Genomic DNA, 6,039 nt, shown 5'->3' on the forward strand with positions numbered 1-6,039 from the left:
TCTATGATAAGATCTGAAAATGTTAAAATATACGGAAAAAGTTCCATAGGAAAGAACGCGATAATTGGCGATGGTGTTATAATTGGACATCCTACAGCGAATATCCTGAAAATTGCCGCATCTTCAGGGTCAGATATAAAGGACATGGACTTCAAAGGCTCTCATATCGGAGATCATGCTGTGATAAGGTCAAATTCGACAATTTATTCTGATGTTGATATCGGTAATAACTTCCGGACAGGGCACAATGTCATGGTACGCGAAGAGACACGGATCGGTAACGATGTGCTCATTGGTACAAATACTATTCTTGATGGATGCACAATTATTGGAAATAATGTCAGTATCCAGGGAAACGTGTATATTCCCCTGAATGTTATTATTGAGGATCATGTTTTCATTGGGCCCTGCGCTGTGCTTTCAAATGATAAATATCCGATAAGGACTAAATCCGGCCTGAAAGGGCCGATACTTCGAAAAGGCGCTTCCCTTGGCGCAAATTCCACAATTTTACCAGGCATTGAAGTAGGCACAGGCGCAATGGTTGCAGCAGGCGCGCTTGTCACAAAGGATGTGCCCCCATGGAAATTGGCGATAGGTTTTCCAGCCAGATTTAAAGAACTACCAGAAGAATTAAAAGTCTTAAATAATATTTAGGTGTATATGATCCCCATAGCAAAGCCCATAATCGGTGAAGACGAAATAAATGCCGTTGTTGAGGTAATGAGATCAGGAGTAATTGCAGAAGGCCAGAAGGTCAAGGATTTTGAATCAAATTTTGCTGATTATGTCGGGACTTCCTATGCTGTCGCAGTGAATTCCGGGACTGCTGCACTGCATGCTGCACTGCTGGCCCATGGAATCGGGAATGGAGACGAAGTCATAACCCCACCTTTTACTTTCGCAGCTACATCAAATTCAGTTTTATTTACAGGCGCAAAACCTGTTTTTGCAGATATAAAAGAAGACACTTTTAATATTGACCCTGAGAGGATCATAGAGAAAATAACTCCCGGAACAAAAGCCATTATTCCGGTTCATCTGTACGGGCAATCAGCAGATATGAAAAGCATAATGGAAATTGCACAGGATAATGATCTCATAATCATAGAGGATGCCTGCCAGGCACACGGCGCAACCTTTGAAGGGAAAAAATCAGGTTCATTTGGAACAGGCACTTTTAGCTTTTACCCCACAAAGAATATGACCACGGGTGAAGGCGGGATAATTACAACGAATGATAAAACCGTAGCAGAAAAAGCGAAAATGATACGGTCGCACGGTTCAAGACAGCGATATTACCATGAAATGTTAGGATATAATCTTCGCATGACAGATATTGCAGCAGCTATTGGTTTAGTCCAATTAAAGAAAGTTGATGAATTCAATGATTCGAGGATAAGGAATGCACAATATTTATCAAAATCATTGAATAATATAAAAGGAATAAGCCTGCCCTATGTTGATAGGCGCTGCAAACATGTATTTCACCAATATACCGTAAGAATAAGAAATGGCATTACAAGGGATGAAATTATATCGTTATTGAACAAAAGAGGGATTGGAACAGGAATATATTACCCGTTGCCCATTCATAAACAACCGTTTTATAAAGACCTGGGATACAGCGATTCTCTTCCGGTCTCGGAAAAAGCATCCGAAGAGGTCATTTCTTTGCCTGTTCATCCATCCATAACCAGGACTGACCTGGATACTATTTCACAAACGTTACGAGAATTATTAAGTTAAGATTATTAATTTTTTACAATTGAAAAAATATTGTTATGCTAAACTGAACCTATCGCCCCTTCCTCAAATTGATGTGAGGTGTGAATATATGTTTTGATGTTATTAAAATGCATGTTTGAAAAACGACACCCATAATCATCTTCATATTGGTCGGCCCAGCCTTTATCAAGTGCGTCCCAGTCGATATTTGGATGTACGTTATGTTTCTCCTTTTGCATAATGAGTATCACCATCACAGAATATTACCTCAAAGTTATTTAAACTTTACTCATTAAAATTATTATCATCATAGACGTTTTGAAGATCCATACTGATATGAACTCTATAGATCACAGATACAATCATATATTTAAAAACCTATCAATGGGTTATGACGGTCCAGATCGATGACCAGGGATGGGGAACACCCATAGGAGGTGTAGGGATCATTGTTGTCAGGAAAGAGACGTCTGAGATCTATTACGATATTATCCCGATAGAATGTTTCAACCTGGAAATGTTCAAGAAGAAAGCATATCTTACAGAAGCAAAAAATATTGTTGAAGAAGGCATCAAAAAATTGAATGTCAGCAAGGATGAGGAAATTGAGATATGCTCAGGCTGTATTCATGATAAAACAGCACAATGGTTAAAAAATGAGGACTATAAATTCACTGTCCGGAAAATTGACGGTATTGCCCAGCAAAAAGGGGAAGAGATGTTTATTGAATATCTTCGGGGGCTTGGTGTTCCAGATCCGCCCCCCATTGTTGAGGAAACAGTGGACGAATATAAAGCGCAGTTCTTCTACCTTATGGATTGGGTAAAAGATGACCCGATCGGAAGAGTTCATCTTTGTAAGACCGGGTGGCCATATTTCAAGAAAAAAGGAAAGTTATGCCTGGAAAAGTAATTATTGTTGCGTCTTTGAACAAGAATAAAATAAAAGCAGTTAATGAGGTCTTCAATTCTTACCAGGTAACAGGCGTGGCATGCAAGTCCGGGGTCAGCGAGCAGCCCGCGAGCCTTGATGAGATTATCAAAGGCGCAATTACGAGGGCAAGATCGGTTTTCAGGGATTGTGAATATTCGGTAGGGATCGAGGACGGTATATCTCATGTGCCTGAAACCAGTAGCGGTTATATGAATTTTTGCTGCTGTGCCATCTTTGACGGCACGCGGATATATCTTGGTCTTGGACCTGCTTTTGAATATCCTGCAGAATGCACAAAGCGCGTCGTGGATGAAGGAATAACCATCTCAGAGGCATTTATTCCTTTAACCGACAAACCGGATATCGGGTACGAAGAAGGTATTATCGGATGGCTGACACATGGGAAAATAAGCAGGACAGAGTATACAAGACATGCTGTAGAAATGGCAAAGGTACAGATCGATAATAAAAGTCTCTATTCACCCTGTTCCTATTGATTGAATCACACCGGACAGACCTGTGCTGCGCAACCTCCTGAATATTCAGAATCCACAGACACATATTTATCCATAGAATCTCCCAGGTACAAAACCTGCCTGGATTTACTTCCATACCTGTATACGGTGATCCCCTTGCATTTTAATTCATAAGCGAGCATGAACGCCGTCTCAACTTCCTTGATATCCACATCATTCGGGAAATTTATGGTTTTTGAGACCGCATTATCACTATATTTCTGGAATGCAGCCTGCATTTTCACATGCCACCGGGGGGCTATATCAAAAGCGGTCACAAAAACCCGTTTTACATCATCAGGTATCTCTTTTATTCCTGCAAGTGTGCCAGTCTTTGCGATTTTCATCATCAATTCTTCGCTATAAAATCCCCTTTCTTTCGCTACGGATTCAAAATAAGGATTCACTTCAATGAGTTTTGTGCCCTCAAGTACATTCCTGACAAAAGAAACAGCAAATAGAGGCTCGATACCGCTTGAACATCCACCTATAATGCTTATTGTACCTGTGGGCGCGACTGTTGTTACTGTAGAGTTGCGTATTGGTTTTTTATATATACTGCCAGGGAAATTTGGAAACGCGCCTCGAACTTGCGCTAACCTTTCAGATGATATATGTGATTTTTCCTGGATGAAACCCATCACTTCTTCTGCGGTTTTCAATGCTTCTTCTGAATCATAAGAAATCCCCAGTTGAACCAGCATATCGGCAAAACCCATTACCCCAAGGCCGATTTTCCTGTTCGCCTTTGTAATTTCCTCGATCTGGGGAAGGGGATATTTATTGATGTCAATTATGTTATCAAGGAACCTGACCCCGATATTTACGGTTTTTTCCAGCTTTTCCCAATCTATAGAACCATTCTTCACAATTTTAGCAAGGTTTATCGAACCCAGGTTGCAGGATTCATAAGGCAGCAAAGGAAGTTCACCGCATGGGTTCGTACTTTCAATCTCCCCTATGTGGGGCGTGGGATTGTGCCTGTTGATCTCATCTATGAATATAATTCCCGGATCCCCTGTTCTCCATGCCATCGTTATTATGAGGTTCCAGATTTCACGCGCTTTAACTTTCTTCACGACTTTCCGGTTTCGGGGATTGATCAACTCATAATCGCTATCCTCCCTGACCGCATTCATGAATTTGTCATCAACAGCTACTGATATATTGAAATTTGTAAGGAATCCCTCCTTTGTTTTTGCAGTGATAAATTCAATAATATCCGGATGATCCGCCCTCAGTATTCCCATATTTGCGCCGCGTCTTTTCCCTCCCTGTTTGATTATGTCAGTTGTGGTATCAAATACCCGCATGAATGAAACAGGACCTGAGGCCACTCCTTGTGTGGATTTTACAATATCTCCTTTTGGTCTTATGCGCGAGAATGAAAATCCTGTACCCCCGCCTGATTGCTGGATCAGCGCCATGCTTTTTACCGCATCAAAAATGCTTGTCAGTGAATCTTCTACCGGAATCACAAAACACGCAGAAAGTTGTCCGATATCAGTGCCTGCGTTCATAAGAGTGGGTGTGTTCGGAAGAAATTCAAGGTTCACAAGTATGTTAAGAAATTCTTCCTCAGATTCAGGGTCAAGAGCCACAGCCTTTGCAATTCGCTCAAAGAGCTGCAAAGGAGTCTCCAAAACTTCCCCTTTATCATCTTTTAACAGGTAGCGCCGCTCGAGGACATGCACAGCATTTACACTCATTTTCAGTTCATCCCTCACACCAAAGAATTCTTTGGCTTTCCTGATCTGGGCCCGCTTTTCCCTGTATAATATGTATGCTTTTGCGATGCCAGTATACCCATTTTTAATTAAGACTTCCTCGACAGCGTCCTGCACATCTTCTACACCAGGTATTCCGGTTATTCTTTTATCAAGAAGTTCCACAACCTGGCCTGCAAGATCTTCTGTTCTTTCACCATCCTGGCTTTTTGTTGCTATAAATGCCTTAAAAATAGCTTTAGCTATCTTTGCTCTGTCAAAATCTACTATTCTCCCATCTCTTTTCCGGATCTTCTGCGGCAGAAAAATCACCCCATTTAATAAGAATTAATTACCATCATATTAACACTGGAGTATATGAGTTTATTATGAATTAAGCTTTTCACATCGTTGGGGTGCAGGGGTAGAGGAAGCCCCTGATTTATAATCAGGAGAGAAATCTTACCCCGCCTTCAAATAACTATATATACAGATTGAACATTTATATCAATATGAACAGCATTGATAAAACCCATTGGTATAACGAGAATACCCAATCTCCAATATGTAAATCGGCGGGAAATAGTTTTCAATTTGCTGACATTCCAGTAGATGTAACCTGTAAAAAATGTTTAGAACTATTAAAAGAAAATCGTGGGTTTGTATTAAAACATACTGGATATTTGATATGAAACAAACGCTTGTGGTTAAACTGGATACAAACAAGGAACAGCATAGTGCTATTCTTGAAACCATGCACAGGTTTAACGAAGCGTGTAATTATATTGCCGATATTGCTTTTGAACTGAAAACCGCAAACAAGAGGGAACTTCAAAAGGTTGTCTATTATGATGTCAGGGATAAATTTAAACTTTCTGCACAGCTTACCATAAGGGCTATTGCTAAGGTTTGTGAATCCTATAAACGGGATAAAACTATCAAACCAACATTCAAGCCTACCGGAGCTATCGTTTATGATCAAAGAATCCTGTCCTTCCGAAAGCTGGAAGCCATATCTATCCTTACCAACAGTGGAAGGCTGACTGTTCCTATCCGTATGGGAGAATATCAAAAGGTTAGACTGGACAGAATCAGGGGTCAAGCTGACCTTATTCTCAGAAATGGAATATTCTATCTTATGGTTGTGGTTGAAGCC

General features: G+C 40.6%; 7 protein-coding genes and 1 pseudogene. 6 read left to right on the forward strand and 2 right to left on the reverse strand.

Features of this window, described 5'->3' with window-relative positions; genetic code table 11:
• The first annotated feature begins 3 nt into the window (after positions 1 to 3).
• Together CL181_RS11310 and CL181_RS11315 are read left to right on the forward strand one after the other, a co-directional pair.
• Complete coding sequence (locus CL181_RS11310) at positions 4 to 657, forward strand: acyltransferase (RefSeq protein ID WP_097299419.1); 654 nt, start codon at positions 4 to 6, stop codon at positions 655 to 657.
• 6 nt (positions 658 to 663) lie between these two features.
• Positions 664 to 1,749 carry a DegT/DnrJ/EryC1/StrS aminotransferase family protein gene (locus tag CL181_RS11315; RefSeq protein ID WP_097299420.1) on the forward strand — a complete coding sequence of 362 codons (1,086 nt, stop codon included), beginning with the start codon at positions 664 to 666 and terminating at the stop codon, positions 1,747 to 1,749.
• 38 nt (positions 1,750 to 1,787) lie between these two features.
• Here CL181_RS11315 and CL181_RS11320 read toward each other — a convergent pair whose 3' ends face one another.
• A complete protein-coding gene (locus CL181_RS11320; protein ID WP_141398886.1) occupies positions 1,788 to 1,967 on the reverse strand; it encodes a hypothetical protein in 180 nt (59 codons plus the stop codon).
• 152 nt (positions 1,968 to 2,119) lie between these two features.
• On the opposite strand from CL181_RS11320, the gene CL181_RS11325 reads away from it, so the two are divergent.
• Entirely contained in the window at positions 2,120 to 2,641 is a 522-nt protein-coding gene (locus tag CL181_RS11325) for a hypothetical protein (RefSeq protein WP_097299422.1), read from the forward strand.
• On the forward strand, positions 2,626 to 3,159 hold the full coding sequence (gene yjjX, locus CL181_RS11330) for an inosine/xanthosine triphosphatase (RefSeq protein ID WP_097299423.1): 534 nt from the start codon (positions 2,626 to 2,628) through the stop codon (positions 3,157 to 3,159). Before CL181_RS11325 ends, yjjX begins: the two co-directional genes overlap by 16 nt.
• Positions 3,160 to 3,164: 5 nt before the next feature.
• On the opposite strand, the gene CL181_RS11335 is transcribed toward yjjX, so the two are convergent.
• Positions 3,165 to 5,216, reverse strand: coding sequence for an adenosylcobalamin-dependent ribonucleoside-diphosphate reductase (locus CL181_RS11335; RefSeq protein ID WP_255251549.1), 2,052 nt, complete (start codon positions 5,214 to 5,216; stop codon positions 3,165 to 3,167).
• Positions 5,217 to 5,395: 179 nt separating this feature from the next.
• Here CL181_RS11335 and CL181_RS20425 point away from each other — a divergent pair, with 179 nt between their 5' ends.
• Both CL181_RS20425 and CL181_RS11340 read left to right on the forward strand, forming a co-directional pair.
• Complete coding sequence (locus CL181_RS20425; RefSeq protein WP_176505185.1) at positions 5,396 to 5,575, forward strand: hypothetical protein; 180 nt, start codon at positions 5,396 to 5,398, stop codon at positions 5,573 to 5,575.
• A pseudogene (locus CL181_RS11340) lies at positions 5,572 to 6,039 on the forward strand (RNA-guided endonuclease TnpB family protein); the annotation flags it as partial. The gene CL181_RS20425 and the pseudogene CL181_RS11340, both read left to right, overlap by 4 nt.

The sequence above is a fragment of the Candidatus Methanoperedens sp. BLZ2 genome (assembly GCF_002487355.1).
Taxonomy (GTDB): domain Archaea; phylum Halobacteriota; class Methanosarcinia; order Methanosarcinales; family Methanoperedenaceae; genus Methanoperedens.